Source organism: Acinetobacter sp. H1(2024), from assembly GCF_046557555.1.
GTDB lineage: Bacteria > Pseudomonadota > Gammaproteobacteria > Pseudomonadales > Moraxellaceae > Acinetobacter > Acinetobacter seifertii.
On the sequence record NZ_JBKGFO010000007.1, the window covers coordinates 40,360 to 67,214 of the forward strand.

26 protein-coding genes are annotated in these 26,855 nt (G+C 38.5%); 12 read left to right on the top strand and 14 right to left on the bottom strand.

Translation table 11 applies throughout. From position 1 onward, the window contains the following. Positions 1 to 305: 305 nt before the first annotated feature. Positions 306 to 1,481 carry a zinc-binding dehydrogenase gene (locus ACLCEG_RS16195; RefSeq protein ID WP_410568325.1) on the top strand — a complete coding sequence of 392 codons (1,176 nt, stop codon included), beginning with the start codon at positions 306 to 308 and terminating at the stop codon, positions 1,479 to 1,481. A 93-nt stretch (positions 1,482 to 1,574) separates the two neighbouring features. Here the strand turns inward: ACLCEG_RS16195 and ACLCEG_RS16200 are convergent, their stop codons facing one another. Beyond that, positions 1,575 to 2,522 (bottom strand): LysR substrate-binding domain-containing protein, encoded by a 948-nt coding sequence (locus tag ACLCEG_RS16200; protein ID WP_001254613.1) that lies wholly within the window; start codon positions 2,520 to 2,522, stop codon positions 1,575 to 1,577. 246 nt (positions 2,523 to 2,768) lie between these two features. On the opposite strand from ACLCEG_RS16200, the gene ACLCEG_RS16205 reads away from it, so the two are divergent. The 3 genes from ACLCEG_RS16205 to ACLCEG_RS16215 all read left to right on the top strand — a co-directional run bounded on the left by ACLCEG_RS16205 (position 2,769) and on the right by ACLCEG_RS16215 (position 6,818). After that, positions 2,769 to 3,989 (top strand): acyl-CoA dehydrogenase, encoded by a 1,221-nt coding sequence (locus tag ACLCEG_RS16205; RefSeq protein ID WP_410568327.1) that lies wholly within the window; start codon positions 2,769 to 2,771, stop codon positions 3,987 to 3,989. A 225-nt stretch (positions 3,990 to 4,214) separates the two neighbouring features. Next, on the top strand, positions 4,215 to 5,537 hold the full coding sequence (locus ACLCEG_RS16210; RefSeq protein ID WP_410568329.1) for an MFS transporter: 1,323 nt from the start codon (positions 4,215 to 4,217) through the stop codon (positions 5,535 to 5,537). A gap of 51 nt (positions 5,538 to 5,588) precedes the next feature. Next, positions 5,589 to 6,818, top strand: coding sequence for a CaiB/BaiF CoA transferase family protein (locus tag ACLCEG_RS16215; RefSeq protein WP_410568331.1), 1,230 nt, complete (start codon positions 5,589 to 5,591; stop codon positions 6,816 to 6,818). An 84-nt stretch (positions 6,819 to 6,902) separates the two neighbouring features. On the opposite strand, the gene ACLCEG_RS16220 is transcribed toward ACLCEG_RS16215, so the two are convergent. Together ACLCEG_RS16220 and ACLCEG_RS16225 are read right to left on the bottom strand one after the other, a co-directional pair. Beyond that, the gene (locus ACLCEG_RS16220) at positions 6,903 to 7,562 is read right to left on the bottom strand and encodes a VOC family protein (RefSeq protein ID WP_410568333.1); all 660 of its coding nucleotides are present in this window, start codon (positions 7,560 to 7,562) and stop codon (positions 6,903 to 6,905) included. Between the two features lie 14 nt (positions 7,563 to 7,576). Then, entirely contained in the window at positions 7,577 to 8,125 is a 549-nt protein-coding gene (locus tag ACLCEG_RS16225) for a TetR/AcrR family transcriptional regulator (protein ID WP_014208449.1), read from the bottom strand. A gap of 97 nt (positions 8,126 to 8,222) precedes the next feature. Here ACLCEG_RS16225 and ACLCEG_RS16230 point away from each other — a divergent pair, with 97 nt between their 5' ends. Next, positions 8,223 to 8,756 (top strand): HPP family protein, encoded by a 534-nt coding sequence (locus ACLCEG_RS16230; protein ID WP_100290463.1) that lies wholly within the window; start codon positions 8,223 to 8,225, stop codon positions 8,754 to 8,756. Between the two features lie 77 nt (positions 8,757 to 8,833). Here the strand turns inward: ACLCEG_RS16230 and tcuB are convergent, their stop codons facing one another. The 7 genes from tcuB to ACLCEG_RS16265 all read right to left on the bottom strand — a co-directional run bounded on the left by tcuB (position 8,834) and on the right by ACLCEG_RS16265 (position 16,658). Further along, positions 8,834 to 9,967: a tricarballylate utilization 4Fe-4S protein TcuB gene (gene tcuB, locus ACLCEG_RS16235; RefSeq protein ID WP_410568335.1), complete on the bottom strand. Its 1,134-nt coding sequence runs from the start codon at positions 9,965 to 9,967 to the stop codon at positions 8,834 to 8,836. After that, positions 9,957 to 11,363 (bottom strand): FAD-dependent tricarballylate dehydrogenase TcuA, encoded by a 1,407-nt coding sequence (gene tcuA / locus ACLCEG_RS16240; RefSeq protein ID WP_410568337.1) that lies wholly within the window; start codon positions 11,361 to 11,363, stop codon positions 9,957 to 9,959. Before tcuA ends, tcuB begins: the two co-directional genes overlap by 11 nt. A 103-nt stretch (positions 11,364 to 11,466) precedes the next feature. After that, positions 11,467 to 12,396, bottom strand: coding sequence for a LysR family transcriptional regulator (locus ACLCEG_RS16245; RefSeq protein WP_107973170.1), 930 nt, complete (start codon positions 12,394 to 12,396; stop codon positions 11,467 to 11,469). Positions 12,397 to 12,527: 131 nt separating this feature from the next. Then, positions 12,528 to 13,322, bottom strand: coding sequence for a substrate-binding domain-containing protein (locus tag ACLCEG_RS16250; RefSeq protein WP_410568339.1), 795 nt, complete (start codon positions 13,320 to 13,322; stop codon positions 12,528 to 12,530). A gap of 91 nt (positions 13,323 to 13,413) precedes the next feature. Next, positions 13,414 to 14,724 carry an MFS transporter gene (locus ACLCEG_RS16255; protein ID WP_004703623.1) on the bottom strand — a complete coding sequence of 437 codons (1,311 nt, stop codon included), beginning with the start codon at positions 14,722 to 14,724 and terminating at the stop codon, positions 13,414 to 13,416. 278 nt (positions 14,725 to 15,002) lie between these two features. Beyond that, on the bottom strand, positions 15,003 to 15,932 hold the full coding sequence (locus ACLCEG_RS16260; protein ID WP_004703620.1) for a LysR family transcriptional regulator: 930 nt from the start codon (positions 15,930 to 15,932) through the stop codon (positions 15,003 to 15,005). A 117-nt stretch (positions 15,933 to 16,049) separates the two neighbouring features. Next, positions 16,050 to 16,658, bottom strand: coding sequence for a LysE family translocator (locus tag ACLCEG_RS16265; protein WP_410568341.1), 609 nt, complete (start codon positions 16,656 to 16,658; stop codon positions 16,050 to 16,052). A 255-nt stretch (positions 16,659 to 16,913) separates the two neighbouring features. On the opposite strand from ACLCEG_RS16265, the gene ACLCEG_RS16270 reads away from it, so the two are divergent. From ACLCEG_RS16270 to ACLCEG_RS16290, 5 genes are all read left to right on the top strand, one after another. Beyond that, on the top strand, positions 16,914 to 17,786 hold the full coding sequence (locus ACLCEG_RS16270) for a LysR family transcriptional regulator (RefSeq protein WP_410568343.1): 873 nt from the start codon (positions 16,914 to 16,916) through the stop codon (positions 17,784 to 17,786). 369 nt (positions 17,787 to 18,155) lie between these two features. After that, positions 18,156 to 19,142, top strand: coding sequence for a DUF1852 domain-containing protein (locus tag ACLCEG_RS16275; RefSeq protein ID WP_000031350.1), 987 nt, complete (start codon positions 18,156 to 18,158; stop codon positions 19,140 to 19,142). Positions 19,143 to 19,163: 21 nt separating this feature from the next. Further along, a complete protein-coding gene (locus tag ACLCEG_RS16280; protein ID WP_068934185.1) occupies positions 19,164 to 20,207 on the top strand; it encodes a methionine synthase in 1,044 nt (347 codons plus the stop codon). Between the two features lie 185 nt (positions 20,208 to 20,392). Continuing rightward, positions 20,393 to 20,884: a flavin reductase gene (locus ACLCEG_RS16285; RefSeq protein ID WP_032014964.1), complete on the top strand. Its 492-nt coding sequence runs from the start codon at positions 20,393 to 20,395 to the stop codon at positions 20,882 to 20,884. A 143-nt stretch (positions 20,885 to 21,027) separates the two neighbouring features. Further along, the gene (locus tag ACLCEG_RS16290; RefSeq protein WP_019456722.1) at positions 21,028 to 21,363 is read left to right on the top strand and encodes a hypothetical protein; all 336 of its coding nucleotides are present in this window, start codon (positions 21,028 to 21,030) and stop codon (positions 21,361 to 21,363) included. Here ACLCEG_RS16290 and ACLCEG_RS16295 read toward each other — a convergent pair. After that, positions 21,323 to 21,478 carry a DUF1524 domain-containing protein gene (locus ACLCEG_RS16295; RefSeq protein ID WP_081400261.1) on the bottom strand — a complete coding sequence of 52 codons (156 nt, stop codon included), beginning with the start codon at positions 21,476 to 21,478 and terminating at the stop codon, positions 21,323 to 21,325. The genes ACLCEG_RS16290 and ACLCEG_RS16295 overlap by 41 nt on opposite strands. A 750-nt stretch (positions 21,479 to 22,228) precedes the next feature. Here ACLCEG_RS16295 and ACLCEG_RS16300 point away from each other — a divergent pair. Next, positions 22,229 to 22,771 carry a TetR/AcrR family transcriptional regulator gene (locus ACLCEG_RS16300; RefSeq protein WP_410568345.1) on the top strand — a complete coding sequence of 181 codons (543 nt, stop codon included), beginning with the start codon at positions 22,229 to 22,231 and terminating at the stop codon, positions 22,769 to 22,771. A 107-nt stretch (positions 22,772 to 22,878) separates the two neighbouring features. On the opposite strand, the gene ACLCEG_RS16305 is transcribed toward ACLCEG_RS16300, so the two are convergent. Both ACLCEG_RS16305 and ACLCEG_RS16310 read right to left on the bottom strand, forming a co-directional pair. Beyond that, positions 22,879 to 23,955, bottom strand: a complete 1,077-nt coding sequence (locus ACLCEG_RS16305; RefSeq protein WP_410568347.1) for a hypothetical protein — start codon at positions 23,953 to 23,955, stop codon at positions 22,879 to 22,881. 399 nt (positions 23,956 to 24,354) lie between these two features. Further along, entirely contained in the window at positions 24,355 to 24,684 is a 330-nt protein-coding gene (locus ACLCEG_RS16310) for a darcynin family protein (protein WP_410568349.1), read from the bottom strand. 121 nt (positions 24,685 to 24,805) lie between these two features. Here ACLCEG_RS16310 and ACLCEG_RS16315 point away from each other — a divergent pair, with 121 nt between their 5' ends. Beyond that, positions 24,806 to 25,405 carry a TetR/AcrR family transcriptional regulator gene (locus tag ACLCEG_RS16315; protein WP_410568351.1) on the top strand — a complete coding sequence of 200 codons (600 nt, stop codon included), beginning with the start codon at positions 24,806 to 24,808 and terminating at the stop codon, positions 25,403 to 25,405. A gap of 319 nt (positions 25,406 to 25,724) precedes the next feature. On the opposite strand, the gene ACLCEG_RS16320 is transcribed toward ACLCEG_RS16315, so the two are convergent. Next, positions 25,725 to 26,408: a hypothetical protein gene (locus tag ACLCEG_RS16320; RefSeq protein ID WP_410568353.1), complete on the bottom strand. Its 684-nt coding sequence runs from the start codon at positions 26,406 to 26,408 to the stop codon at positions 25,725 to 25,727. Positions 26,409 to 26,855: the final 447 nt, after the last annotated feature.

Below are 26,855 nucleotides of genomic sequence, written 5' to 3' on the forward strand. Positions count from 1 at the left end.
TTGAGTTTTTTGAACTTACTATATTTGTATAAGTTTTAATTTTGATGACATTGTTCTGGCCTAAGAAGACAACGCAGTCTGTGTAAGATACAAGCACCAAGATTTTTATTGTTTTTAATTTCGCTGAGCCTGTTTTGTTGACTCTTCAAGAGTGGATTGGCTGAAGAATGGTCATTGGTATTTTGCCTTTTAGTTGTAAAGATGAATAAAGGCTTGCTAAAGACCAAACCGATAAAGCGATTAATTTATCTGTAGAAATCTATTTCTGGCAAGTAAATGAAAAAGAAGAAATAGGAAGCACTCAAATGAAGTCGGTACTTTGTCATCAAGCAACATTACAAGTCGTGGATCAACCGAATTTAACACCTGCAAAAGGGCAAGTTTTATTGGAAGTGGTGCGATGCGGGATCTGTGGTTCAGATTTACATATGCAGCACCACTGCGACCACATGCATGATTTGGCTGCACGTGTAGGGTTTAATGGTTTAGCGAAGTCCACAGACCCGTTTGTACTAGGACATGAGTTTTGCGGCAAGGTTTTAGACTACGGTCCAAAAACACGTCATAAATTTAAAGCCGACACACTCGTTTGTGCAATGCCGCTTTTAAATGTAGATCAGCATGGTTATTTGTCTACAGGACTTTCCCCAAATGCTTCGGGCGGTTATGCTGAGCAAGTATTGGCTCAATCGAGCTTGATGTTTGAAGTACCGAATGGTCTAGATGCAGATAGTGCTGCCATGACTGAACCTATGGCGGTTGCATTGCATGCTGTTCGTCGTAGCCGTGTGAAAACTGGTGAACCTGCGATTGTAATTGGCTGTGGTCCTGTTGGGCTAGGTGTCATATTAATGCTTAAAGCAGCTGGGGTTAAAACTGTAGTTGCCAGCGACTTTTCTCCAAACCGTCGTAAGCTTGCCGAGCAATGCGGTGCCGATATTGTGGTAGACCCTAAAGAGACATCGCCATTTGCTAACTGGAAAGAGTTTGGTTTACTTGGCAATGTTTCGGATGCTATTAACATGGGCATGGGGTTGTTTGATAAGTTACAAGCGACTCGCTTACCTTGGTGGCATGGATGGCGCATGATTGATAAATTAGGTGCTTTGCCAAAACGTCCTATTATTTTTGAGTGTGTGGGCGTACCGGGTGTTTTGCAGCAAATTATTGAAGGAGCACCTTTGTTTTCCCGAATTGTTGGGGTGGGCGTCTGCATGCAAAGTGATAAAATAGAACCCGCACTTGCAATTAATAAAGAGTTAGAAATTCAGTTTGTGTTGGGCTATACACCGCTTGAGTTTCGAGATGCGCTGCATATGATTGCAGAAGGTAAAGTGAACTGCTCACCGCTCATTACCGGTGTTGTTGGTTTAGAGGGTGTTACTAGTGCATTTGAAGCATTACGTGACCCTGAACAGCATGCCAAAATCTTAATTGACCCGAAACGTAGCGGTTCAGATATTCAATTAATGAAATATTAATTTCAAAGCCATTAACGCTTAACTAAAAAGGTTGTGATTTGATTAATCACAACCTTTTTTTGTGAGTATTGGGCGTAAATGAAAGCTACTGAGCTAATTCGTATTAGTCTTTAGTTGTTCTAGTTCTTGGTAAATCCACTCAACAAATTTTTGAATAGTCGGTGAGATGTCTTGGCTCGAATGGATGAGGTAGTACTTTCGGCTGCCTTTTAATTTTTTATTGGAAACAATCACCAGTTCCTTTTTTTGTAGTTCAGACTCAATCAACATTTGTGGAATTAAAGCCATTCCCATGTCATGACTCGCAGCAACCGCAAGCATTGAAAATAACTCATGGCGTTGTCCATCAAAAGGTTTCGGGTGTTGCATCTGATGAGTCAGAAACCATTCTTGCCAAATACTAGGCCGAGTGGTTTGTTGCAGTAGGGGAATTTTCAGCAGATCTTCAGAGCTTAAATCATAGGTATTTTCATTAATCATCACAGCATCTGGAAAATACTTTTCGATGAGTCTTGGTGAGCATACAGGTACAATTTCTTCATCCATTAAATAATGCGCTTGTATGCCGGGCCAGTGGTCAATTTGCTGCTGCGTACCTGCAAAAATCGCAGCATCAAAAATATTGTCATTAAATAAAAAGGGCTTGGTACTGGTTTCTAAATGAACCGTAATTTCAGGGTGTTTTTGATTTAAAAGATGGAGTTTGGGTAATAACCATCGCGTTGCGAAGGTAGGAACTACACCTAACTTTAATGTTCCACCTAAACCTTTATGAGAAATCACATCGGCCGTACATTTCTCTAGCCCTAATAAGTAGGGTTTAATACTTTTAAAGTATTGTTGTCCTGCAATGGTGAGTTCAACACCATGCCGAGTACGTATAAAAAGTTCAACACCCAAGAAATCTTCTAATTGCTGAATTTGGCGAGATACCGCGCTTTGGGTAATACATAACTCTTGCGCAGCGTAGGTATAACTTAGATGTTTTGCTGCACTTTCAAAGCAAATCAGGCCCTGAATAGACGGGATGCTTCTTCGCATAAATAAAATCCTTTTATTTGTCGTCATATTTCAAAACAGCATATGACCTACATGCAGATATCAAAGTTTAGTATAAAAATAAGCCATTTTTAATGAAATACAACGAATTAAATATCTAAATTTAAACCTTCTTATTTTAAATATGCGTAAGTCGCATATCTGCATGAACATTTATCGTTTGATTACTGCATTTTTCACGCATAACATCGAGTTAAATAAAGAAGATCAAATCAAGCAGAGGATGCGATGAATCACATGGTGATAACAAAAAAAGCAAAAGTTCAATTTAACTGGCAAGACCCATTTTTAATTGAACAACAGCTTAGCCCAGATGAGCGCATGATTCGTGATGCGGCTCATGCCTATTGCCAAGAACGCTTGCAACCACGTGTACTTGAACAATTCCGTCATGAAAAAACAGATCCATCTATTTTTCGTGAAATGGGAGAGCTTGGCTTACTGGGCCCAACCATTCCTGAGCAATATGGCGGTGCTGGTTTGAACTATGTGAGTTACGGTTTAGTTGCGCGTGAAATTGAATATGTCGACTCGGGCTACCGCTCTATGGCGAGTGTGCAAAGCTCATTGGTGATGGTTCCGATTCATGAATTTGGTACCGAAGAGCAAAAGCAAAAGTACTTACCTAAACTAGCTACTGGTGAATACATTGGTTGTTTTGGTTTGACCGAGCCTGATCATGGTTCAGACCCGGGCAGTATGATTACCCGTGCTAAAAAAGTTGATGGTGGTTACCGTTTAAGCGGCGCAAAAATGTGGATTACCAACAGTCCAATTGCCGATGTATTTGTTGTTTGGGCAAAAGAAGTTTCTGCTGAAGGTAATGTCGGTGATATTCGCGGCTTCATTTTAGAAAAGGGCTGGGAAGGTCTATCTGCACCTGCCATTCATGGCAAGGTCGGTTTACGTGCATCGATTACAGGTGAAATCGTGATGGATAACGTATTTGTACCTGAAGAGAACGCATTCCCTGAAATTCGAGGTTTAAAAGGCCCATTTACCTGTCTAAATAGCGCCCGCTATGGCATTGCATGGGGGGCAATGGGTGCTGCCGAGTTCTGCTGGCATACCGCACATCAATACACCATGGACCGCAAACAATTTGGTCGTCCGTTGGCCGCCAATCAGTTGATTCAAAAGAAACTGGCAGATATGCAAACTGAAATTGCGTTGGGTTTGCAAGTGGCTTTACGTTTTGGCCGTATGAAAGATGAAGGCATTGCATCAGTTGAAGGCACATCTTTAATTAAGCGTAATAACTGTGGGAAAGCGCTTGATATTGCCCGCATGGCGCGTGACATGATGGGTGGAAACGGTATTAGTGACGAGTTTGGCGTGGCACGCCATTTGGTCAATCTTGAAGTTGTGAACACCTATGAAGGTACACATGACGTTCATGCTTTAATTCTAGGTCGTGCACAAACAGGCATCGCAGCATTTAGTAACTAACTCATTCATTTAAAAGATAGAGGTGTTCTTTCGAGAACGCCTTTAGGGATTTTTACGCAAAAATTTATGGATAATGACAAGATTCATCGTAAGGATACTCATGTAAAGATACGCCTCTGTGTACTTAAAACTAAATGTAAGATTATGAAAAGTATAGAAGATTAAGTCATACAGAAAACATAAGTAAGCTATCGATGACTCATTTGGGAAAATGAGGAACTAAAGATGAACAATGACGTTCAAGTAATATCGAAAGAATTAAGAAATACATTTCCAAGTAACCTTGGGACATACGAAAAGATTGGACCAAATACATGGAAATGGGCGTTGTTATTTGCCTATTTTGCAATGGTGGTCGATGGCATAGATATTATGCTGTTGTCTTATAGCTTGACCAGTTTAAAGGCAGAGTTTGGTTTAAGTACCTTTCAAGCGGGTGCCTTAGGCAGTGCTTCTTTGGCTGGGATGGGTATTGGCGGTATTTTGGGTGGTTGGGCATGTGATAAGTTTGGTCGCGTACGAACCATTGCCAACTCAGTAACCTTCTTTTCTGTAGCGACTTGCTTATTGGGTTTTACGCAAAGCTTCGAGCAATTTATGGCTCTACGTTTTATTGGTGCTTTAGGAATTGGAGCGCTTTATATGGCATGTAATACCTTAATGGCTGAATATGTGCCAACCACGTACCGTACAACGGTATTGGGCACATTACAGACGGGTCAGACCGTAGGTTATATTGCTGCGACGTTATTAGCTGGCGCAATTATTCCAGATCATGGCTGGCGTGTTTTGTTCTTCCTGACTGTGGTGCCTGCTTTTGTTAATATTTTCCTGCAACGCTTTGTACCAGAGCCAAAATCTTGGCAGCTCACCAAAATTGAAAGCTTGCAAGGCAATAGACAATCTAAAGAAAGAGTGGTGGCTGAAAAGCCGAAAAGTAGCAGTATCTACAAACAAATCTTTAATAATTTTAAGCACCGTAAAATGTTTCTGTTGTGGATGACCACAGCATTTTTCTTGCAGTTTGGTTATTACGGCATTAACAACTGGATGCCAAGTTATTTAGAAACAGAAGTGCATATGAACTTTAAAAACTTAACCAGTTATATGGTGGGTTCATATACTGCAATGATTTTAGGCAAAATTTTAGCGGGTTATCTTGCTGATAAATTTAACCGCCGTGCTGTTTTTGTGTTTGGAACAATAGCCAGCGCAGTGTTCTTGCCAATCATTATTTTCTTCAATACCCCTGACAATATTCTGTATTTATTAATCACTTTTGGCTTCTTATATGGCATTCCATACGGTGTGAATGCGACTTATATGGCTGAAAGTTTTTCAACCGATGTGCGCGGAACAGCCATTGGCGGTGCTTACAACATTGGTCGTGTCGGGGCAGCGATTGCACCAGCTACCATTGGTTTCTTGGCATCGGGCGGTACGTTTACCATGGCCTTTATTGTGATGGGCGCTGCGTATTTTGTGGCGGGTGTATTGCCGGGATTATTTATTAAAGATCGTCAGTACGATCCGCAAAAACAATCATAAACAATGACAAGAAGGTGCGTTGAGTGCCTTCTAAAAGATAAGGGTATCGTTATGGGTGCATTACAAGGAATTCGGGTTTTAGATTTAAGTCGTGTGCTTGCAGGGCCGTGGTGTGGGCAAATCTTGGCAGACCTTGGCGCGGAAGTGATTAAAATTGAACGTCCTCAAGTCGGTGATGACACCCGTATGTGGGGGCCACCATGGATGCCCGATCAAGATGGAAACATGACTCGTGAATCTGGTTATTTCCAGTGTACCAACCGCAATAAATATTCGGTTGCGGTAGACATAACCACACCCGAAGGTCAGGCCTTAATTTATGAAATCGCCAAGACTGCGGATGTCGTCATTGAAAATTATAAGACAGGGTCTTTGGCTAAATATGGTTTGGACTACGCTTCCTTAAGTGAGCTAAACCCAAATATTGTTTATTGCTCGATTACTGGTTTTGGACAAGATGGCCCACGTGCAGAAGAACCCGGTTATGATTTTATTATTCAAGGTATGTCCGGCTTAATGAGTATTACCGGCGAGCCTGATGATGTGGCAGGCGGTGGTGCACAAAAAGTTGGTGTGGCTGTGGTAGATATTCAAACGGGTTTATATTCCACCATCGCGATTCAGGCCGCATTGATTGCGCGTTCGCACACGGGGCGCGGTCAGTATATTGATATGTCACTCCTTGATGTACAGGTCGCGGCACTGGCAAATCAGGGAATGAACTATTTAGCTTCAGGTAAAGCCCCGCAGCGCATGGGTAATCAACACCCGAGTATTGTGCCGTATCAAACTTTTAAGGCTAAAGATAAAGAATTTATTATTGCTTGCGGTAACGATAAACAGTTTAAAGATTTGTGTGTTGCGATTGGTTATCCAGAGTTACTCGAAAATGAAAAATTTGTGCGCAACCAAGACCGCGTCAAATATCGAAATGAACTGATTCCTTTATTGTCGGAGCACTTTTTGCATAAAACTGCTAAAGAGTGGGTTGAGATGATTCATGCGCTTAAAGTACCCGTAGGTGTTATCAACTCTATTGAAGATGCTTTGGCTGAACCACAAATCGTACATCGTAATTTGGTGGTGAATATTCCTCATCGTTTGAATGAAAGCTTTCAAACGATTGGTTCACCCATCAAGTTGTCTGATACTCCAGTTGAATATCATCATGCACCGCCAGAGCTAGGTGAACATACCGCTCAAATCTTATCGAGATTTAAAACAGCAGAAGAGCTTGCTGCATTAAAGGAAAAGGGCATTATTGATGGGAAAATTGCTTAAGCTATTGCCGTTTTTACTGTGATTCAATTTAAATAAAACTGTGATTTGCCATAAATCACAGTTTTTTATTAGAAACTAAGAGTTTTAATATTTAAAAATAAGCGGCAGCTCTGGTCTGAAATCATGAATCATTCCTTGAGGTTCATGATCAAAACTAATTTCCATTAAATGCTCCGATCCATCAGTCACTTCAAAATCATCAAGCGAATTGAACAGCAATGAAGTAGGGTGCTTTTCAAGGTTTGGAATAGAAAGTTTAATCGCAGTGATTTCTGATAAATCTTTGCTATGAACAAGTGGTTGTTGTTTTTCTTTTGCAGCAAGGTCTGGTCGTGAAGCAAATGAAAGGAAGAACCACATCGGTTCAGTTACCACAGAATCTTTGGCAACATTTACTTCTAAGCTGGCTGGTAAATAGCTTGGCTTGTAAACCCAATTAGGAAATTTTGCACCGTTATCATCTTTATTTTTAGGGCGAAAACAAATACCAAAAGGGGACGCAATATTATTTTGAGCACTTAGTCGTTCAAAAAGCAGAGTCGGTTTTGTGAGATCACTTGAAGCTTCTTCTGGATTATTTAAAAAGATTAATTCGATAAAGCTATTTTTAAAGAAAAAGCGTCTGTTTTCGGTACCTTGATCCGGGTGCTTGTTGGATGAACCTTCTGTTAGACCGAATTTTTTTAAAGTTTCAGCTTCTGGAGCGCCTGATTGTACACAAATAAAAATATGGTCCACTTCCATTTTAAGTTCTCATGCTAATGTTGATGAATATTAAATAATTGATTAATAGAATTTTTCATGTTTATTGCAAGTGTTTCATCGAAACCATCGACTAAAAAGCGGCTAATTAAGCCTTCAATCACCGTATAGATCAGCTCAGATAAAGCTTCACCATTGGGTATATTGCAGTTTTCCGCAATCAACACTTTAATCCATTGTTTATGGGCTTTAGAAATAGAAATAATGTCTTGATCATCTTGGTTAGATTCAGCGACTGCTCTTACAAATAAACAGCCTTTAAAAAAATCTTGTCTAAACCAATTGGTGTGCCAATCCAGAATCTTATTGATGGCCTCTAACCCTGTTGCATCTCCAACATAACCCAAAAGGCTTTGCTTAAACCGTTCATCACGTGCAACGAGCACAGACTTAACCAGTTGATTTTTATTTTTATAGTACGTGTACATAGTGGTTTTAGAGCAACCAGATTCATCGCGAATCAAGTCAACGCCAACCCCGACAAAACTATTTTCATTAAATAACTTCTCGGCTGTATCTAATATTTTTAAGGCAGATTTTGACATAAAACTTTTCCAAAAAATAAAATAGTACAGATCTGTACTATTTGAAATTTTATCTATATGCTTTTTAAAAAGCAATGTCTGTTTAAGGAATAAAACCATGTTCTCGATCTTTTATGGCAAAGAAAAACTCGCTCCATCGCCCACTAAAGTTGATGTTTTAAGAAGCCTTATTGGGGGGACGCTCAGTATTTTTATACTTTTGTGGTTGAGTAAGCTCACACACAATATCTTCATCATGGCGCCGTTTGGTGCGACTTGTGTGTTGCTCTATACCGTGTCGCAGTCACCTTTGGCACAACCGAGAAATATTATTTTTGGGCATCTTATCTCGGCTTTTGTGGGTTTGTTTTTTCTAAAATTTGTCGGTGTTTCTATTTTTACAATTGCTTTATCAGTGGGCTGTGCAATTGCACTCATGCAAGTATTTAAGTGTGTTCATCCACCTGCTGGGGCCAATCCTTTGGTTATCTTACTTACCGCAAGCAGCATACATTACCAGTGGAGTTTCTTAATTTTCCCTGTTTTGGTCGGTGCAGTGTCTTTAGTTTTGGTAGCGATGCTGATTAATAACATTAAAGCGAGTACCAAGTGGCCGATTTATGGCTTGGGAATTTTAAATAGTAAAAAGTAGGCAAGCTATGAAGGATTTTGAGCTTAAAATAATGAAAGTATTCACTACGGCAAGATAGTGAATACTTTTGAATGAAATTATGATTTTTTAGAAATACGTTCTTCGATGGCAAATTTGAGTAAAGAGGCGCTGCGGTAAAAACCGTGTGCGAACTTTCCAAATGGCATGGTAATAAAAAACGTCATGACCGTGGCTAAATGGAAAATCAGTAAAAGTGCCATGTATGGAGAATTACGAAATACCATGAGAGCTAAGCCTGAAGCACTGACTAAAATTAAAAGGAAAATAAAGCCTCGATCTACTGGTTTTTGCTCGCGGTCACCATGTAATGGATGGCGTTTAATGTTTAAATAGAGCAAGCCAGATGGTCCAATCACTAAGCCAAACCCACCCAACGTACCCAAAATAACAGGCAAGCTAAAGATAGGGTACGGCGCATGTAGGTTAAGGAAATAGTGATATAAAGTCGCTACACCTGTGGCAGCAAAGCAGAGCATAAAGCCATAAAAGGTGAGGTGATGGAACACGCGGCGAATTTGTGTATAACGGTCATCTTGTTCATTACAGCCTTTGCCATGCCCACCATCTAAATATTTAAGCGTTAACACATTTTGAGAGGCTTGAATAAGGTCTGGTTTCTCAACTTTGCCGTGAATAACTTTAGAGGTCTGTCGCCAGAATTTACTAATTCCAATACCGAGTAAAACAATCGCAACTGTAAAGGTCGCTCCAAATAGTAGAGCTAGAAAGTTATGCGGGAAAATCGCATAGAAATTACCTTGATAGCCTGCAAATACGTCGGTGCCCTTGTACCACACCACAGCTAACATGCATAAGAAGAAAATAACTGATAACGCCGAAACAAAAGGAATCCCGACAGACTTATAAAGTCGACCTAAAGGTTGAGGTGTCGCAAACTCTTGGTAAGTTTCTAAACGTACTTGTGCCATCGCTTTTGGAATGTTTACACCAAACTCGTGCGGTGGGGCATATTGGCAAGCGTGTAAACATGCACCACAGTTATGGCACAGGTTTGCGAGGTAATGAATATCGGCTTGATTAAACTCAAGACGCTTGGTCATCGCCGCAAATACAGCACAAAATGACTCACAGTAGCGACAAGCATTACAAATTTGTAGGGCTCTTTGAACTTCCTGCTCATGGTCAGAGAGCTGAACAACTGGAATTAGGGCTTTAGTACTAGCATTCATGTTCAACTCCTTGTGAAAGTGCATAGTGGGCTGCATTTTTTCCGGCAATGCGTCCAAAGGTTGTGCCAATCGACATGCCGACCCCTGCGGTATAACCCTGACCAAGTACGTTACCTGCCATCATTTCGCCTGCGACAAACAGGTTGCGGCTTGGCTTATTGTTAAAACGTACAGCAGCATCGTCTTCGACTTTTAAACCTAAATAGGTAAAGGTAATACCGGGTTTAAGCGCATAGGCATAGAAAGGTGGCTGATCGAGAGGAACGGCCCAATGGGTTTTGTTGGGAACAATATTTTCGGTGGTGCAGTCGTCTAAAACCGTGTGGTTAAAGGTGCCGTGCACACAAGCTTGGTTAAATTCTTCTACGGTGTGGCAGAAGGTTTTTGCATCTAGTCCGATTTTTTCGGCCAGTTCTTGAATGCTATTTGCTTTTACACCCGCAAACACAGGTGGCATAAAGCGCCCAATGGCTTTTGAGTCGATAATCGAATAGGCAATTTGCTGTGGCTGTTTGGCAACAAGACGGCCCCAAATTGCATAACGTTTTGGCCAGAAGTCTTCACCTTCATCGTAAAAACGTTCGGCTTTGTTATTGACCACAATACCTAATGAAACGCAATCAATACGGGTACAGATGCCGCCATCATATAACGGTGCACGTGCATCTACAGCGACGCAATGTGATTGCGATGGGTCACCAATAATATCGGCGCCTTGATCTATCATAAATTTAAGTAAGTTGCCTTGGTTAAAGCGGGTTCCGCGAATAATGAAATTATCGGCAGGCCATTCGCCGTTTTCATTTTGTCCCCATGCTTCTCTTAACCATTCTAAATTTGACTCAAAACCACCTGCGGCCAATACACAGCTTTTTGCTTTAAATACACGACCATCTTCCGCAATTGCGGCTTCAAAATGTCCTTGGTTTAACTTTAGATCTTTAATTTTTGTGTTGTATAAAATTTCAATGCCAAGTTCTTGGGCACTACGGTAATACGCATTAATAAGAGCTTTACCACCACCCATAAAAAAGGCATTGGTACGTGCAACATGCAAAGCACCCGATAGTGGTGGCTGAAAATTCACACCATGTTTACGCATCCAGTCACGGCAAGTCGCGGTGCTACGAATAACCAGACGAGCTAAGTGCTCATTGGTTTTGCCCGCAGTGACTTTAAGTAGGTCTTGCCAATATTCTTCTTCCGGATAGGCATCGACCAATACATCTTGAGGAGCATCATGCATGCAGCGAAGGTTACGGGTGTGTTGTGAGTTACCACCACGCCATTCTTTAGGTGCTGCTTCTATGACAAGCACAGAAGCGCCGCTTTCTTTTGCCGTGAGCGCGGCACACAGTGCGGCATTCCCACCACCAATCACAATTACATCATGCATGGATTTCTCCCTTTCTCAGCTAAGGTTAATGTAGCTTTAAAAGGGAAGATGCAGTGAGAGGCTAAACTTGAATGGGTGTTTAGTAAAAATAAACACTAAGCGCTTAAGTATTTATGAGTTCCGCACCGGGCCAGCGCTTTTCATTAATTAAGTTAGTTACACAAGCACGAATCACTACTTTCGTGGCTAAAGTAGCAGGCGAGAGTTCTTCTTCAGACAGACTAATTAAATAGTTAATGCGTTCAATGGCAGGTTCTACAATGCGCAGTAAACAGAGGTCTTGCCGTGAGTTTAACGATGCACCTGCGGGTTGAATGGTTGCCATTTCGAGTTGGCTAATGCTTTCCATTAACAAATGCAGCCCATCAATTTCATAAGCCACTTTAAGTTGATGAATTTTCTGTTCGAGTAACAAACGCAGTCCATGTCGTTGACTCGGTAAAATCAGCGGAAGTTCTTTTAGCTGTGTATGCGTAATGGTTTGAGTGTCGATACAGCTTTCAAGGTGGTACTGACTCAGTACTTCTTTAGGCGAGATTAAAAACATTTGCTCTTTGACTAAAGGCTGTATGGCCCACTGTGGGTCGACATCGTCACTAAAGATGATGGCAACATCGAGCTGCCTTGCATTCACCAAGGCTTTGAGGTCACCCGATAAGCCTTCAATGAGACGGACTTTAATATCGGGATAACGGTTTCTCATGAGTTTTAAAAAATGAGTACCAATAACCGACGCGACACTTGGCGAAAAACCGACGGTAACATGACCACTTAAACGTGAAGAGTGTGCAGAGTCTACAGCATGGTCTAAGTGTCTAAGTGCCAGTTGAACTTGTTGAAAAAAAGCTAAACCCGCAGGGGTGGGAACCGTACCCAAAGCAGTACGTTGTAAAAGGCGAATAGAAAGCTCGCTTTCTAATTTTGAGATTTGCTGACTTAATGCAGAAGTTCCAATATCGAGATTTTTTGCAGCTTTACCTAAGCTTCCAGACTCGATCACTGCAATAAAATATTTTAATTGTTTGAGTTCCACGGCAAATACTACATTGTCCTTTGTTCATTATTCTACACTGGTTTATTGCTCTACATTTTGTTCTATTGTGCTGTGTAAACCGCTCAAAGAGTAAAGGCAACATCCTCTCAAAATGCTGCCTTTTAGAGCTTTTATTGTTTAACCTGCTCAAGACCCTGTTCTTCAATAATTTGTGTCGCTTGAGGCGATTTCACGAATTGAATAAGTTCTTTTGCGACTTTTGCATGTTCCGAGTTTTTACCAATACCAGCAGCAAACACGGTGACTTTTTGGTAAGGCGCAGGAATTGGGCCGACTAAATCAACCTGACCATATTGGCCAGTAAAAGGTTTGATTTCACTAATTTGTTGGAAACCAATATCAAACTGACCTTCGGCAATACGTTTTGCCACGCGGTCACCGACCACTTTTTCCGCTTTACCAGAAATTACTTTGTACTCGACAGGTGGGAAGCTTGGGAAAACATCTTTTTCAAGATGTGTACCGCTCGCACTTGCCGAATAGCCGATGTGTTTAGCATTTAATAAAACTTTTTCAAACTTTGCCGCAGAGCTAATGTCTGGCTTTGGCGCACCTTTAGGTACAGCCATGCCAATGCTTGAATTGACTAAAGCGCTTTGTGAATTTGGGTCGACATAACCTTTTTCTGCAAGCTTACTGAGTTCAGGAGCAGCCAAGACCACCATGTCAAAACGTTCACCACGATCGAGACGGTTTGGAATTGCAGTCGGTGATGCACCCATAGATGAACCAGACGAAAGGTGAACCGTGTGACCAGTTTGCTTTTCAAATATTGGAATGAGTTTTTCCATAGATGAATAGAAACCGCCAGAGCTAATCACTTCGAGGGTATCTGCATTAGCAAGCGTTGAACCTAAGCCTGCACTAGCTAGGCAGATGGTCATGAAGATAGGGGACTTTTTCATAGTATCTCACTTTTAATGATAGGAGAGCACAGTACGGCTGCAACATGCGCCGTACTATTCATTAAAATTTCAGGTTAAGTAGTTAGTTGTTTTAAGCGCTAACCTTTGCAGGTTCAGCAATCGCGTCAGATTTGTTCTGCTTAGAACCGCGACATAGGTATAAACTTGAGATGAGACTACATACCGCAGCGAGCATCAGCCAGAAAGCTGGTGTGCTTGCATTGCCTGTATTTTCCACAAGGTAAGTACATGCCATTGGCGTCATACCACCAAAAATAGCGGCTGCAAGACTGAACGCTAAAGAGAAGCCAACGGTACGAACACGTTTTGGCATTACTTCGGCAAGCGTTGCCACCATAGTCCCGTTGTACATACCAAAGAAGAACGAGAAGTAAGCAAGCGTGATCAGTAAGTTTGAAAAACTAATGTCGCTCACTAACCAGCTCAAAACTGGATAACTGGTAAAGATCGCAAGTGTCGTAATACCCACTAACACTGGACGGCGACCAATTTTGTCTGAAAGTAAGCCACCCATTGGTAACCAGAAGAAATTCGATAAACCCACAAATACGGTTGCTAAAAGGCTGTCTGTGACCGACATTTCTAAAGTACGTTTTGCATATACTGTGGTGTAAACCGTAATGAAATAGAACGTGGTTGTGGTCATGGCACTCATCATCATACCTGCAAGTACAATGCGCCAGTTGCTCGCCAGTGTGCTGAAAATTTCCTTGGTTGAAGGATGAGTTTTTTGCGCTTTAAATGCTTCAGTTTCCTCTAAAGTACGACGGAATAAGAAGATTAAAGGAATGATCAAACAACCAATTAAGAACGGAATACGCCAGCCCCATTCACTCACTTGTGCATGAGTTAAAACGGTGTTGAGCCAATAACCAAATAACGCAGCAAACACCACCGCAATTTGTTGACTACCAGACTGCCAGCTTGTGATAAATCCACGGTTTTTATCGGTTGCAATTTCTGCAAGATAAATAGACACACCGCCAGATTCAACACCTGCCGAGAAGCCCTGTAACAGACGTCCAATGACCACCAAAATTGGGGCCATAATACCGATGGTGTCATAACCCGGTACAAAGGTAATTAAGATCGTACCAATAGCCATGAGGCTTAAAGTCACAATTAAACCCTTACGGCGACCGATTCTGTCGACATAAGCACCCAAGAAAATAGCGCCGAGAGGACGCATAAGAAAGCCCGCAGCAAACACGGTAAATGTCATCATTAAAGAGACATATTCATTTTCAGAGTGGAAAAATTTTGCTGCGATATAAGTGGCATAGAAACCAAAAAGAAAAAAATCGTACTGTTCTAAAAAGTTGCCACTTGTTACATTTAATATTTTTTTAAAAGTAGCCCTACGGTTATTAACGACATCCATTGGAGACCTCCTTGGCCTGACAAAATGGAAACATTCACGATCTTCAAAGTTTGGACGTAAATTGATTCAATCAATAAACCTAAATAGGAAATGGGTTAGAGATGAGATTTAAAGGTGTCCTTGGTAGAAAATGTGATGCCTTGTTTCCAGTTAAAACTACACATCTATATTTCGATAAACAGAAAACCACTTATCATTCGTATAAAAATGTAATCTTAAAAAGCAGGGAGGAGTGAGAGGCGAAAATTAATTAGGTATTTAGAAAAATTAATGACCCTTTAAACAATAATTTCAGAACACGGCCAAATTTGGTTTTGAATTAACTCTTTTACACATGCCTTAATGGCTGACTTGGCAGCCAGTGCAGCGGGTGATAATTCTTCTTCGGCAAGGCTCACCAAGTAGTTAATTCGTTCCACTTCTGGGTCAATCACCTTAAGCAATTGCAGCTTATGTTTGTACTCTTGCAGGCAGGCACTTCCGGGACGCACACTCGCAAGGTCAAGGTGAATCAGACTGTCCATAAGTAAGTGTAAGCCATCAATTTCATAGACGACATTAAGCTGTCCAATCTTGTGTTCAAGCAGCTTTCGTAAGCTATGACGCTGACGTGGCAACACTAACGGAATATCGCCAATTTGCTGAGACTGAATAATTCCGCTTTTAATGCAATCTGCTAGACCGTATTTTTCGAGCACTTCTTTGCGTGCCATTAAATACATTTGCTCGCGTACCAAGGGCTGTATCGACCACTGCTTATCAATCTCATTCGTAAAAATAATGGCGATATCAAGCTGACGCGAGTTAATGTATTGAATCAAGTTACCTGACAGGGTTTCCACAATCTCTAAACGAATGTCTGGATAGCGTTCAGACATCAGTTTCATTAAAGGGATACCAATTAAAGCGGTAATAGTCGGTGGAAAACCAAGGCTGACATGACCAGATAGCCGCGCAGAATGCGCAGCATCTATGGCAAAATTTACCTGACGCAAAATAAGTTGCGAGTGCTTTAAAAAGGCAAGACCTGCTGGGGTTGGGGTCACGCCAAAAGCATTACGCTGTAATAAGCGAATGCTTAACTCTTGTTCGAGCTTACTAATTTGCTGACTAATCGCCGAAGCACCGACATCGAGTTTTTGGGCAGCTTTACCAATACTGCCCGATTCAACGACTGTCAAAAAATACTTTATTTGCTTGATTTCCATAATAAATGTATTCGCTCATCATCCTTGATTTATAGAGATATGAAGGATTGGAAAATCTATCATGTATTTTTATATTAACAGCAATGCATTAAAAAGGTTCTGAAAAATTAAGCGGCTCTACTGAAACTTAGTAAAAAGCAGAACCACACCCAACACACATAAAATTGAACCAATCACCTTATTAATTTGTACTTGCTTGGCTAACATTTTTTGTCTCAACAGCATGGATGAAAACAGTACAGCTACCAGTGAAAACCATACAAAATGGGCAAATGACATAAAAAGGCCATAAGCTATAAGAATGCTTTCAGGTGTGGTTAAACTCACAATTTGCGTATAGGTGCTAATTATAAATAGCGTGGTTTTAGGGTTCAGAGCATTGGTAAAAAAGCCGTATTTTATGGCTTGAAAACTGCCTATGGCATTTAAAGCCCCACTGTCTAAAACAGGTTTTTGAGTAAAAGTTTTATAGCCAATATAGATCAGGTAAAGCGCGCCAATATACTTCACAATATTCAAAATTTGTGGCGTATAAGTCATCACAAAGGTAACGGCAACTAACGTATAGGTCACATGTACCAACACGCCAAGCGATATCCCGAGTGAAGTTAATACACCTATTTTTCTGCCGTAAAGATAACTATTTTTGGTCACAATCGCGAAGTCAGCGCCGGGGCTAATCACCGCCAAAATCGTAATGAGAATAACCGCAATAAACTCTGCCATTATCTTATACCCTCACTGAAAATGAGGGAGTTCATCTGTACTTTTTGGAATGTATTTGAGAGGAGAACTGTTTTACTTAAAGCTGTTATTCTTTTCGTGAGAAAGATTAGGGCTTTACATTTCGGAAGATAGATATCGATATTCAATATGTTTTTCATCATCTAAAATAGGGTTTAATCAAGATGATTTTTATTTTGAACAGAAACCTAAAAATAAAAATCGATAAAAACGACTACATATCTATGAGTTTTTGGAATGATCGAAAGAATATCGCTGAATTCACTAAAATTTTTCTATTTTGTGGCTAAGTATGGCAGCGTGACTTTAGCTGCAAAGAAATTATTTGTGACGCAAAGTGCGGTCAGTAAACAGATTTATAATTTGGAAGAAGCTTTAAATACCACTTTGTTCGAGCGAAAAAATAAAACACTTGTGATGACTGAGCAGGGCGAAATTTTATTGAGTTGTTGCCATCAAGTTTTTGGTCAACTTGATGAATGTTTAATAGAGCTCAGCCAACCCAAAACTCACAGCAAGCAACTGGTTTTGTCGTGTGAACCGACTCTTTCCATGAAATGGCTCATTCCACGGCTCTCAAAATTTAAAAAGCTCGGGCATGATTTTGAGATTGTGCTACTCACAGCAGGCGGCGTGGTCGATTTTGAAAAAGATAATATTGATATCGCGATTCGCCGAAATGATTTTGATTGGGGAGAGCATATTTATAGCGAAAAGATTGCCGATGAATATATCGCTCTAGTTCAAGCAACCAAGCCATCGGAAACAAACGACGTACTCATCTCGACCTCTAGACCAAATTTTTTCAAAAATATGAGTCGCATTGCTGAGTTAAAGCAGTGTTTAAAAGGCTACACCAAAGTTGAACTCGAGCATTTTTATCTATGTTTAGAAGGCTGTTTGGCGGGACTTGGCGCGACGGTCATCTCAATTTATATGATTGAAAAAGAGCTTGAGTGGAATGCAATACAGAAAATTTCACCAATCGTTCAAGACGGTTCAGCTTATTTTTTACTTTCTCATAGTGCTTTTGAAGAAGATCCACGCAAAACTATATTTTTAGAATGGCTAAAAGCAGAGATGAGTGAGATTCAACATAAATTACTTTAGGTTGAGCAGTTTTATTTAAAGATAAATTGTTTAATTTATTGAAAATAATAATAAATTATAAAATTATAGGCATTAAAAATAGAGCGCCGTATGTCTCGTTTGTGCTCTCTAAAAACCCCGAAGATGAAAAATATTTAACTTCATACTTATTTATTAAACCCCAAACATGAATTTCACTCAGTTTTGAATGAGACTAAATCATTTTTATTCATGTTCTGATTGCGGTATAAATCTATCCATGCTCTGAAGCGCTCCAGTAATTCACTTTTGATAAGACCATAAGGCACAAATCTGACAAGTCTGGAAAGTTTAAAAAGAGCAAAAAGTTTTTATTTAGGTTTTATCTCAGAAATTAGGGTACTGATCACAATGAGTAAAGAATTTACATTTACGATTAAGAGTATTTGTTTCGATGAGAACTATCGTCCAGCAGACAATACACGTATTACAACCAACTTTGCTAACTTGGCAAGAGGGATGAGTCGCGAAGAGAATTTGCGCAATACATTGCAGATGATCGACAATCGTTTCAATGCCTTAGCTCATTGGGACAACCCTAAAGGCGACCGCTATGGCGTTGAACTTGAAATCATTTCAGTTGAAATGAACATTGATGCCGAAAACCGTACTAGCGGACTTCCTCTCATCGAAATATTGAAAACCAATATTGTTGATAAGAAAACCAATGAACGTATTGAAGGCATTGTTGGTAACAACTTCTCGTCTTATGTACGTGACTATGACTTTAGTGTGTTGTTGTTAGATCACAACAAAAACAAGTCTACGTTTAGCACGCCAGAAAAGTTTGGTGAATTGCACGGCAACTTGTTTAAGAGCTTTATTAACTCTGAAACTTACAAAGCCAACTTTAAAAAGGCACCTGTGATTTGCCTAAGCGTTTCGACGACTAAAGAGTACCACCGTACTGAAAATGAACATCCTGTTTTAGGTGTTGAATACAAGCAAGAAGACTATTCATTAACCGATGAATATTTCCAAAAAATGGGCTTAAAAGTTCGCTACTTCATGCCGCCAAATAGCGTTGCGCCGTTAGCGTTCTATTTTACTGGTGATTTGTTGAGTGATTACACCAACCTTGAGTTGATTAGTACCATTAGTACGATGGAAACCTTCCAAAAGATTTACCGTCCTGAAATTTACAACGCAAATTCAGTGGCTGGAAAGTCTTATCAACCAAGCTTGAAACACGAAGATTATTCACTTACTCGAATTGTGTATGACCGTGAAGAACGTAGCCGTTTGGCTATAGAGCAGGGGAAGTTTGTTGAAGAGCAATTTATCAAACCATACCAAGCGATTCTTGAGCAGTGGTCTGCTAATTACGCTCCTAATTAATCAACATACGGGTCATTTAACATGAAAAAATTATTACCGACTTCAACTGCTGGCAGCTTACCTAAACCGTCTTGGCTTGCAGAACCTGAAAAGCTTTGGTCGCCGTGGAAACTCGAAAACGAAGGTCTGCTTGAAGGTAAAAAAGATGCGCTACGTTTAGCGTTGCACGAACAGCGCCTTGCTGGCATTGATATTGTCAGCGATGGTGAACAAACCCGCCAACACTTTGTGACTACGTTTATTGAACACTTAAATGGCGTAGATTTTGAGAAGCGAGAAACAGTTCGAATTCGTGACCGTTACGATGCAAGCGTACCGTCTGTGGTTGGTGCGGTGTCTCGTCAAAAGCCTGTGTTTGTTGAAGATGCGAAGTTTTTACGTCAGCAAACTGATCAACCAATTAAGTGGGCATTACCTGGCCCAATGACCATGATTGATACGCTTTACGATGGTCACTACAAGAGCCGTGAAAAACTTGCTTGGGAATTTGCTAAAATCTTGAACCAAGAAGCGCGTGAGTTAGAAGCTGCTGGTGTAGACATTATTCAGTTTGACGAACCTGCATTTAACGTATTCTTTGATGAAGTAAATGATTGGGGCGTTGCGACTTTAGAGCGTGCAATTGAAGGTCTAAAATGTGAAACGGCGGTTCACATTTGCTATGGTTACGGCATTAAAGCCAACACTGACTGGAAAAAGACACTCGGTTCGGAATGGCGCCAGTACGAAGAAGCTTTCCCGAAACTGCAAAAATCTAACATCGATATCATCTCGTTAGAATGTCACAACTCACATGTGCCTATCGATTTACTTGAACTGATTCGTGGTAAAAAAGTCATGGTGGGTGCAATTGATGTTGCATCTAACCAAATTGAAACACCAGAAGAAGTGGCGAATACACTTCGTAAAGCGCTTCAGTTTGTAGATGCTGACAAGCTTTACCCTTGCACAAACTGCGGTATGGCGCCTCTTTCTCGTGAAGTGGCACGTGGCAAATTAAATGCTTTAAGTGCAGGTGCAGAAATCGTTCGCCGAGAACTCACTGGTTTTGAACTTACTGCTTAATACTTACCAATAAGTGGTATAAAGGGTTACTTTTTTGATGGTAGTTGATAATCAAACAAGTAACCCTCATTTTACTTACTACATGTCGTTCTACTCAGAACGCATGTCGATAGTACCTTCCTGATGGAGTTGGGCGGTATAGCAAACACACAGGACAAGGTACGGTTCAATTTAGGAATAATGTCATGGTTCAAGCAACAGACTTTAGAAATGCAATGTCTTTACTCACAAGTGCGGTTAGTGTTGTGACTACGGCAGGCATGTCTGGCCGTTTTGGATTTACTGCCTCTGCTGTTTGTAGTGTGACTGACACACCGCCGACATTATTGGTGTGTATGAACCAATCTGCGAGTTCGCATGCACATTTCCTAGATAACAAAATCTTAACTGTGAATGTGTTAGGCGCACACCACGAACATATTTCAAAAGCATTTTCATCTAAGCTCACACCAGAAGAACGCTTTAAACATGGCGAATGGATTGAGTTAGAAACGGGTTCACCTGTGTTAGATGATGCTTTGGTAAGTTTCGATTGCGAGATTGAACAAATTCAACAAGTTGGCACACACACGATTTTTATATGTCCGATTGTGGCGATTAAACAAAGCCAACATGACCAAAGTTTGGTTTACTTTAACCGTGCTTATCACCAAGTGGGGCAGACTGAGATTGTTTAAACCCACTTTTATGCGAAATTTTTATTCTTTGGTATGAGTACAAAAATTAAAATACTGTAATAAGACAAATTTGAGTGTTAAAGTACTGATAAAGTTAATTTATATTTTAATAAATAGTTAAATTACACGGGAAATTTAAAGATATGATTTTTATTTGGCAAGGACTGGGGTTTTTAGCTATTGTTGTACCATTCCTAGTAGTACTACTAGTGAATATTGTGGTAGATCAAATATATGGTACTGGGTATTATTCATCACATCACATATTTGCAGCTGGTGGTTTGATTGTTTCAGCCGTAGTTATTTGGTTTTTAGGCATGAGGTTAAATAATAAAAAACATGATCGAATATTGCTTGATCAAGTAACTGGTGAAACAGTTATCCTTAAAAAGAAACATACTTTTTTTTGGATACCGTTACAATATTTCTCGATAGTTCTTATAGCATTTGCAGTGTTTTTTTTAATGGATAAGTCTTAAATATCCTAGCTTTTATTTTAAAGTTAAAGTTCTGCGCCTGTGAATTATTACCTTCACTAATTAATGTTAGATTACCCAGCTTATGTAAAAATTTTGATGACTCTCGACATCGCACTTATCTGTCCAATAAGAATGAGCGCTTTTCGTGGTAATCTACATCTTATCTGGATAGTTTTATTTTGGCTGCAATTACGAAAACAAAGAGTATATGATCTAAATTTATTGTCATGATGATTAATCATCTTAAATCTATTAAAAATACAATTAAATATAATATCTAAAATAATAATTAAGTTAATCTAATGAAAAACAATAAGATATTTAATCACTTGTCATAAAAGCTACATTGACACCTATCAACTCTCGAATTATGCTTTGCGTGCTGGCCTACATTGCCAGCTGGCTTTGACAGGCCAGAACCTAAGTACATTGAAAAAACTTGTTTTTTTAATGTAGACTCGTTCGTCCCCCTTTTTTTGTTGCGGTAGGACGGAAGGGGGACACCCTCGGGTGTGCTGATTCTTAGGTTCAGTCTGTCAACCCTCTTTCGTTCTACCACCATTATTTGACAGTAATGCGGTAGGACTTCTTTTACCTAAGGAGTCGCTCATGCGCAACATTTCTATTTTATTGGCAACCATTGCCAAGCCTTTTATTCCGATATCCTTTAGCTCATCTTTAAAACTGTTTAATTGAAAATACGTTTTAAAGCTTTAGCTCGTCACGACTAAAAACTTATATCAACAATAAAACTTGAGATGTGCCAAGCACCGTCTTACGGCTTTGCTGTGCCTTTTTTTCTCCCAGAAAGGGCACAGGCTTTTTATCTCATGAAGAAACAACAAGAATTTAAAACGGTAAAACTATGCGAAATTTAGAAACTTCTTCCAAAAAATTACTGGCTGTTCAAACCACCATACAACTCATTACAACGCATGGGTTCCACAATGCAGGCATCGACCTGATTGCTAAAGAAACCAAAATCGCCAAAGGTACGCTATATAACTATTTCCACTCGAAAGAACGCTTAATTGAAATGTGCATCGCCTTCCAAAAAAGCCTGCTGAAAGAAGCAGTGCTCTCCATCATTTACTCAAGCCGTTACTACACGTCAAAAGATAAAATCAAAGCAATTATTGTCTTACATACCAATTTGATCAGCCTGTATAACCTTTTACTTAAAGCTATTTTTGAAATAAAACTGCTTTACCCGAAGGCTTACTGTATGGCGGTTGAATACCGAAAGTGGCTGCGCCATGAAATTTTTGACTTGATTTTTAGCGGGGAAACTCGTGAGCCAAAATTCGATGCCAATATGGTGGTAAACCTGATCGATGGTTTGCTGTTACAGGTTTTAAGCTCTAACAGTTTAGATGAACGGGATGAGGTGTTGGAGTGGTTTTGGTAGGGGGTAAAGAATTATAAGATAAAATTTTTTAAATTAAATAAATTATTTATATCAACAAGATATTATATTAGAGCAAATTTTAATGTTGCTCTAATATATTTTTACTTTTAATCAATATTTTCTAGACATATTTGGGTTATAAATTCCATAAAATTAATAAATTTTGGTTGAATTTTTTGTCTACGAATTTCATTTTCTTCAAATGGTTTAGAAAACATAAATTGTACAAGATTTGATATTTTTTCTTTTTGATCTGGAGCTCCTCCTACTACTATTTCAGAAGAAACATGCAGAGTATGTCTACGAAATAATACTTTACTTAAAGTTTCATCCAAAGATTGACCTATAAAAAAATGCGTAGCCTTTCTTTCATATTGGCTACATACATCACATATCTGAAAAATATCAATATCACCTAATCCTTGTAGGGTAATTTTTTTCCTAAATTTATTTAATTTTGAAAATAGAATAGATAACTCACCACTTGAAATAGGCATTGCATTTGGATTATGTTTTGATTGGTTAATAATATATTGTTCAACTCTTCCAGATAGAACCAAATGTACATACCAGGGGTCAAAATATTTCAGAGGAGGTAGTGTTGGTAATGATTTTGCTGCAATACTTATTGGTATTTTTACTCCCCTAGGAGCTGCTAAGTCAGTTTTCCAAGATACTTTATCAATATCTTTAATATATTCAGTCAATATTCTCTCATCATGAACTATATTTAAAAGAATCGGGTATAAAGACTTAGCATCACGGAAATTGATATATCTAATTTCTAACCCAGTGGAGGACAAAATACTATTAAGTTCAATAAGGGTATTGTGTACTTCGGATAATGTGGGTGGTACTTTCCTTCCAAGATGTTCATAAATAGCCATAGGAGATATCGCTAAGTAAGTAGCTCTATCGCTCCAATATTTCACAAAGTTACAAAATGTAAGATATGCCTCTGCTTGGACAGCTCTATGAGGTTGACTTTTTCTATGCTTAATTGCTTGTATTATACAATTATCTAAAACTAAATATATTTCACCCTCAAGTTCATAGCTCATTACATAATGTAAAGCAAATTTTTTTATTTCGAGAAAATATGTGAAAATATCTTCTTTAGATTTACCTTTTAAAAATAAATCTATATATTTTTTTAATAATTTAAAAGTTTTTTCATCTGGCATGGGACTAACTCCATAATTTAAAGATATCTAAGTTTTTGAATTTTTATTGAAATTAGAAGTAGTTTTTCTAAAGTAATAAAATCAATATAAGATTATTTGCTAATTAGTATAAAATAAGGATGTTGTGGATATAAATAATATTTTTTAAAGGTGCGACACAATATGTCGTTTAGATTTTTATTATGCTTTTTATTTAAATTTTTCTAAAATATTTTATTTAATTTGTTTTTTATTCTTAATAATTAAAATATCAGTCTATTCTTAGGGGTGAAAAAGTCTTAGATATTAATAAGTATAATAAAACTACTATAATAGAAAATTTTATTAAGATTATATAATTAAACTTATTAAAGAGTTAATTTCTTAATTGGTTGTTTATATGGAAAAAATTCACCACCTCTATAAAGATTTCTCATACTCCACATACCCATCTTCAATTGCAGGAATAATCTCTACAAACTCAAAGTAGGGCACTGTACAAAACTCAGAGTCTCGAATCGCATCAATCACAAAATAATAATCTTGCAGAGATGTCGTCTCAAACACAGCAATATCACTGGCTTTAGTGCTAAACGCTTCAACGTCATACCAGCGAACTTTTACAGTTGGGTACTTCTCAAAAATAGGTTTAAGCTTCTGTGCACTAAACTCAGCCCGCTTTTCACGAGGTAACGCCAACCAAGCAGGCAAAGCTCTTAAATGAATAAAAAAAGTATAGGTTCTAGACATAACTACTCCATGACTGGGCCGAGTTATAGCTCAATTGAAAAGACTGCATTTACTTGTCATATCAACATGACTCAGTCAGTATATGAGTGATTACTCACATTAAATACTCGTATTTCGGCCCATGTCAGAAACACTCTCAGACCCACGCAAACGCCCGCGTCAAGCACGCTCAGTGGCAACTTTTGAAGCTATTTTAGAGGCGGCTGCTCGTATTTTAGAGTCTTTAGGCTTTGCTGGATTTAACACAAATGCTGTGGCTGAACTTGCTGGTGTAAGCATTGGTAGCCTATATCAATACTTTCCATCTAAAGATGCTTTAATCGTTGAGTTAATTCGACGTGAACGGGCTGAGCTTTCAAGTCATATTGTTGAAGCTATAGAGCAAAATGACACCGCAGACTTAAAAGAAAAATTAAAACTCATCATTCAGGCTGCTGTACAACATCAATTGAGCCGCCCACAGTTGGCACGAACACTAGAGTTTGCCTCTGAACTTATTGGTAAAGACATAGAGGAAAGTGAGCATCAGCATGAGCTTGAAACCATAATTTCTGGTCTGTTTATACGTTCTGGCATTTCACATGCGCAAATAGCTGCACAAGATGTGATTGCTTTAAGCAAGGGAATGATTAACGCAGCAGGTATAGCAAGGGAAAGTGATTTAAATCACTTACAGCAGCGAGTTGAAAAAGCTGTATTTGGGTATTTGGATTTGAGCTAGCGGACATAAGCCATGGTTTCTGTTTGTCATTTGACATATAAATTGTCATTTTCTATTTTAGCAATTCAAAAGTTTAGTAACTCTTACGACATATGAAGGATTTAGATTAGATATGTATCAGCTTTAGACTAATAGAGATTACATGAAATTGTTGAGAGTTGATCAATAAGTAATCCTGAAAGGTGAAAAATCATTAAAAAAGCCCAAGTACTATGAGTCGGGCTTTTTAAAAAAAAAGACTATGATTTATATCAGATAAAAATTACATTTCGCATAATGCCGTATTATGTTAATTTTAAGAAAATTTAAGCATCATTCTTTAGCTCAATTGTTTCTCTACAATTTTATATGCTTCGCTTGAGTAATCAAATTCCTTATATGTTTCCTGTGTATAGTACATTTCTGCATTAGGGTTGTTCTTAATATATGAAATTGCATATTTAATAAAAGCTAGTATATCAAATAAAACTAGTTCGCTTTCACAGTAGCCATAATCAAAATTATTTTCTTGTTCAAAATCTAGAGAGAGTTTTTCTTTTATATCTTCTTCAAAGCGATAATCACTCTTTATCCAATCTTTCTTTAGTTCAAGTATTAATATGTCTAATTGGTCTCCAAGTAGAGCTAGATTTTGTTTTGATTCAATTTTTATATGATTGTATATTTTAAATTGTTCAGGATAAATAAACTCAAAATCAGGATCACTATTATCAATTTTTCCTTTTTCTAATAAGTCACTAATTTTTGTAATTTGGATATCTTTGAAATCTTTACAATAAAAAATTTCACGTATTAAATCATCACACTTTTTTGTACTTAAATCTTCTGTAATAAATTTAATAAGACCAAGGTTGATGTTATCTTCTTTTGTTATTTTACTATATGCATATTTTATTTCGCCCCTAATTTGGTCATTATGAATGCTGATATTAAATTTTTTGTGTAAATTTTCTCGATTTTTATCAGTAAATAATGAAATTGAATAATCTGATTGGTGTGACATGTTATCCCCTTTGAAATTTATCAAAAATGTATTGTTTTCTTGCATAACTTTAGGCTTCTTGCAAAAGTTAAAATTTGAACAGTTCTAATGTTTATGAAATTACTAGAATGATGATCAGGTACTTCAACAAGAGACTGATTAAATATATAGCTGATATATTATTCAATCAAAAAAACGACTCCACTTAACATAATGGGCGTGATTTGAAAATTATATTTAAAAAATTGATTTAAATCAAATTCTTAAAATTTCTATTTACCATAAAAAAGAAAAATTCTTTTTTTGACATGAGTCAGCTTTTTATGAGAAGTTTTGATAGCTCCCGCCAATCATTTTGACTAAAATTACTCTGTATAACTTGAGTGAGATATAACTCGGTTTAACTTAAAATTTCTTTTTGAATTCAAAATTAAAATAAAAGCTAATTTTTATTACGACAGATATTCT

What these genes read in the sequence shown, in the direction of transcription:
- ACLCEG_RS16255 (WP_004703623.1), bottom strand. Translation starts at nt 14,724, where the DNA reads ATGGATGTCGTTAATAACCGTAGGGCTACTTTTAAAAAAATATTAAAT.
- ACLCEG_RS16210 (WP_410568329.1), top strand. Translation starts at nt 4,215, where the DNA reads ATGAACAATGACGTTCAAGTAATATCGAAAGAATTAAGAAATACATTT.
- ACLCEG_RS16305 (WP_410568347.1), bottom strand. Translation starts at nt 23,955, where the DNA reads ATGCCAGATGAAAAAACTTTTAAATTATTAAAAAAATATATAGATTTA.
- tcuB (WP_410568335.1), bottom strand. Translation starts at nt 9,967, where the DNA reads ATGAATGCTAGTACTAAAGCCCTAATTCCAGTTGTTCAGCTCTCTGAC.
- ACLCEG_RS16285 (WP_032014964.1), top strand. Translation starts at nt 20,393, where the DNA reads ATGGTTCAAGCAACAGACTTTAGAAATGCAATGTCTTTACTCACAAGT.
- ACLCEG_RS16315 (WP_410568351.1), top strand. Translation starts at nt 24,806, where the DNA reads ATGTCAGAAACACTCTCAGACCCACGCAAACGCCCGCGTCAAGCACGC.
- ACLCEG_RS16290 (WP_019456722.1), top strand. Translation starts at nt 21,028, where the DNA reads ATGATTTTTATTTGGCAAGGACTGGGGTTTTTAGCTATTGTTGTACCA.
- ACLCEG_RS16320 (WP_410568353.1), bottom strand. Translation starts at nt 26,408, where the DNA reads ATGTCACACCAATCAGATTATTCAATTTCATTATTTACTGATAAAAAT.
- ACLCEG_RS16225 (WP_014208449.1), bottom strand. Translation starts at nt 8,125, where the DNA reads ATGTCAAAATCTGCCTTAAAAATATTAGATACAGCCGAGAAGTTATTT.
- ACLCEG_RS16250 (WP_410568339.1), bottom strand. Translation starts at nt 13,322, where the DNA reads ATGAAAAAGTCCCCTATCTTCATGACCATCTGCCTAGCTAGTGCAGGC.
- ACLCEG_RS16265 (WP_410568341.1), bottom strand. Translation starts at nt 16,658, where the DNA reads ATGGCAGAGTTTATTGCGGTTATTCTCATTACGATTTTGGCGGTGATT.
- ACLCEG_RS16220 (WP_410568333.1), bottom strand. Translation starts at nt 7,562, where the DNA reads ATGGAAGTGGACCATATTTTTATTTGTGTACAATCAGGCGCTCCAGAA.
- ACLCEG_RS16310 (WP_410568349.1), bottom strand. Translation starts at nt 24,684, where the DNA reads ATGTCTAGAACCTATACTTTTTTTATTCATTTAAGAGCTTTGCCTGCT.
- ACLCEG_RS16195 (WP_410568325.1), top strand. Translation starts at nt 306, where the DNA reads ATGAAGTCGGTACTTTGTCATCAAGCAACATTACAAGTCGTGGATCAA.
- ACLCEG_RS16200 (WP_001254613.1), bottom strand. Translation starts at nt 2,522, where the DNA reads ATGCGAAGAAGCATCCCGTCTATTCAGGGCCTGATTTGCTTTGAAAGT.
- ACLCEG_RS16230 (WP_100290463.1), top strand. Translation starts at nt 8,223, where the DNA reads ATGTTCTCGATCTTTTATGGCAAAGAAAAACTCGCTCCATCGCCCACT.
- ACLCEG_RS16270 (WP_410568343.1), top strand. Translation starts at nt 16,914, where the DNA reads ATGATCGAAAGAATATCGCTGAATTCACTAAAATTTTTCTATTTTGTG.
- tcuA (WP_410568337.1), bottom strand. Translation starts at nt 11,363, where the DNA reads ATGCATGATGTAATTGTGATTGGTGGTGGGAATGCCGCACTGTGTGCC.
- ACLCEG_RS16205 (WP_410568327.1), top strand. Translation starts at nt 2,769, where the DNA reads ATGAATCACATGGTGATAACAAAAAAAGCAAAAGTTCAATTTAACTGG.
- ACLCEG_RS16260 (WP_004703620.1), bottom strand. Translation starts at nt 15,932, where the DNA reads ATGGAAATCAAGCAAATAAAGTATTTTTTGACAGTCGTTGAATCGGGC.
- ACLCEG_RS16280 (WP_068934185.1), top strand. Translation starts at nt 19,164, where the DNA reads ATGAAAAAATTATTACCGACTTCAACTGCTGGCAGCTTACCTAAACCG.
- ACLCEG_RS16275 (WP_000031350.1), top strand. Translation starts at nt 18,156, where the DNA reads ATGAGTAAAGAATTTACATTTACGATTAAGAGTATTTGTTTCGATGAG.
- ACLCEG_RS16215 (WP_410568331.1), top strand. Translation starts at nt 5,589, where the DNA reads ATGGGTGCATTACAAGGAATTCGGGTTTTAGATTTAAGTCGTGTGCTT.
- ACLCEG_RS16300 (WP_410568345.1), top strand. Translation starts at nt 22,229, where the DNA reads ATGCGAAATTTAGAAACTTCTTCCAAAAAATTACTGGCTGTTCAAACC.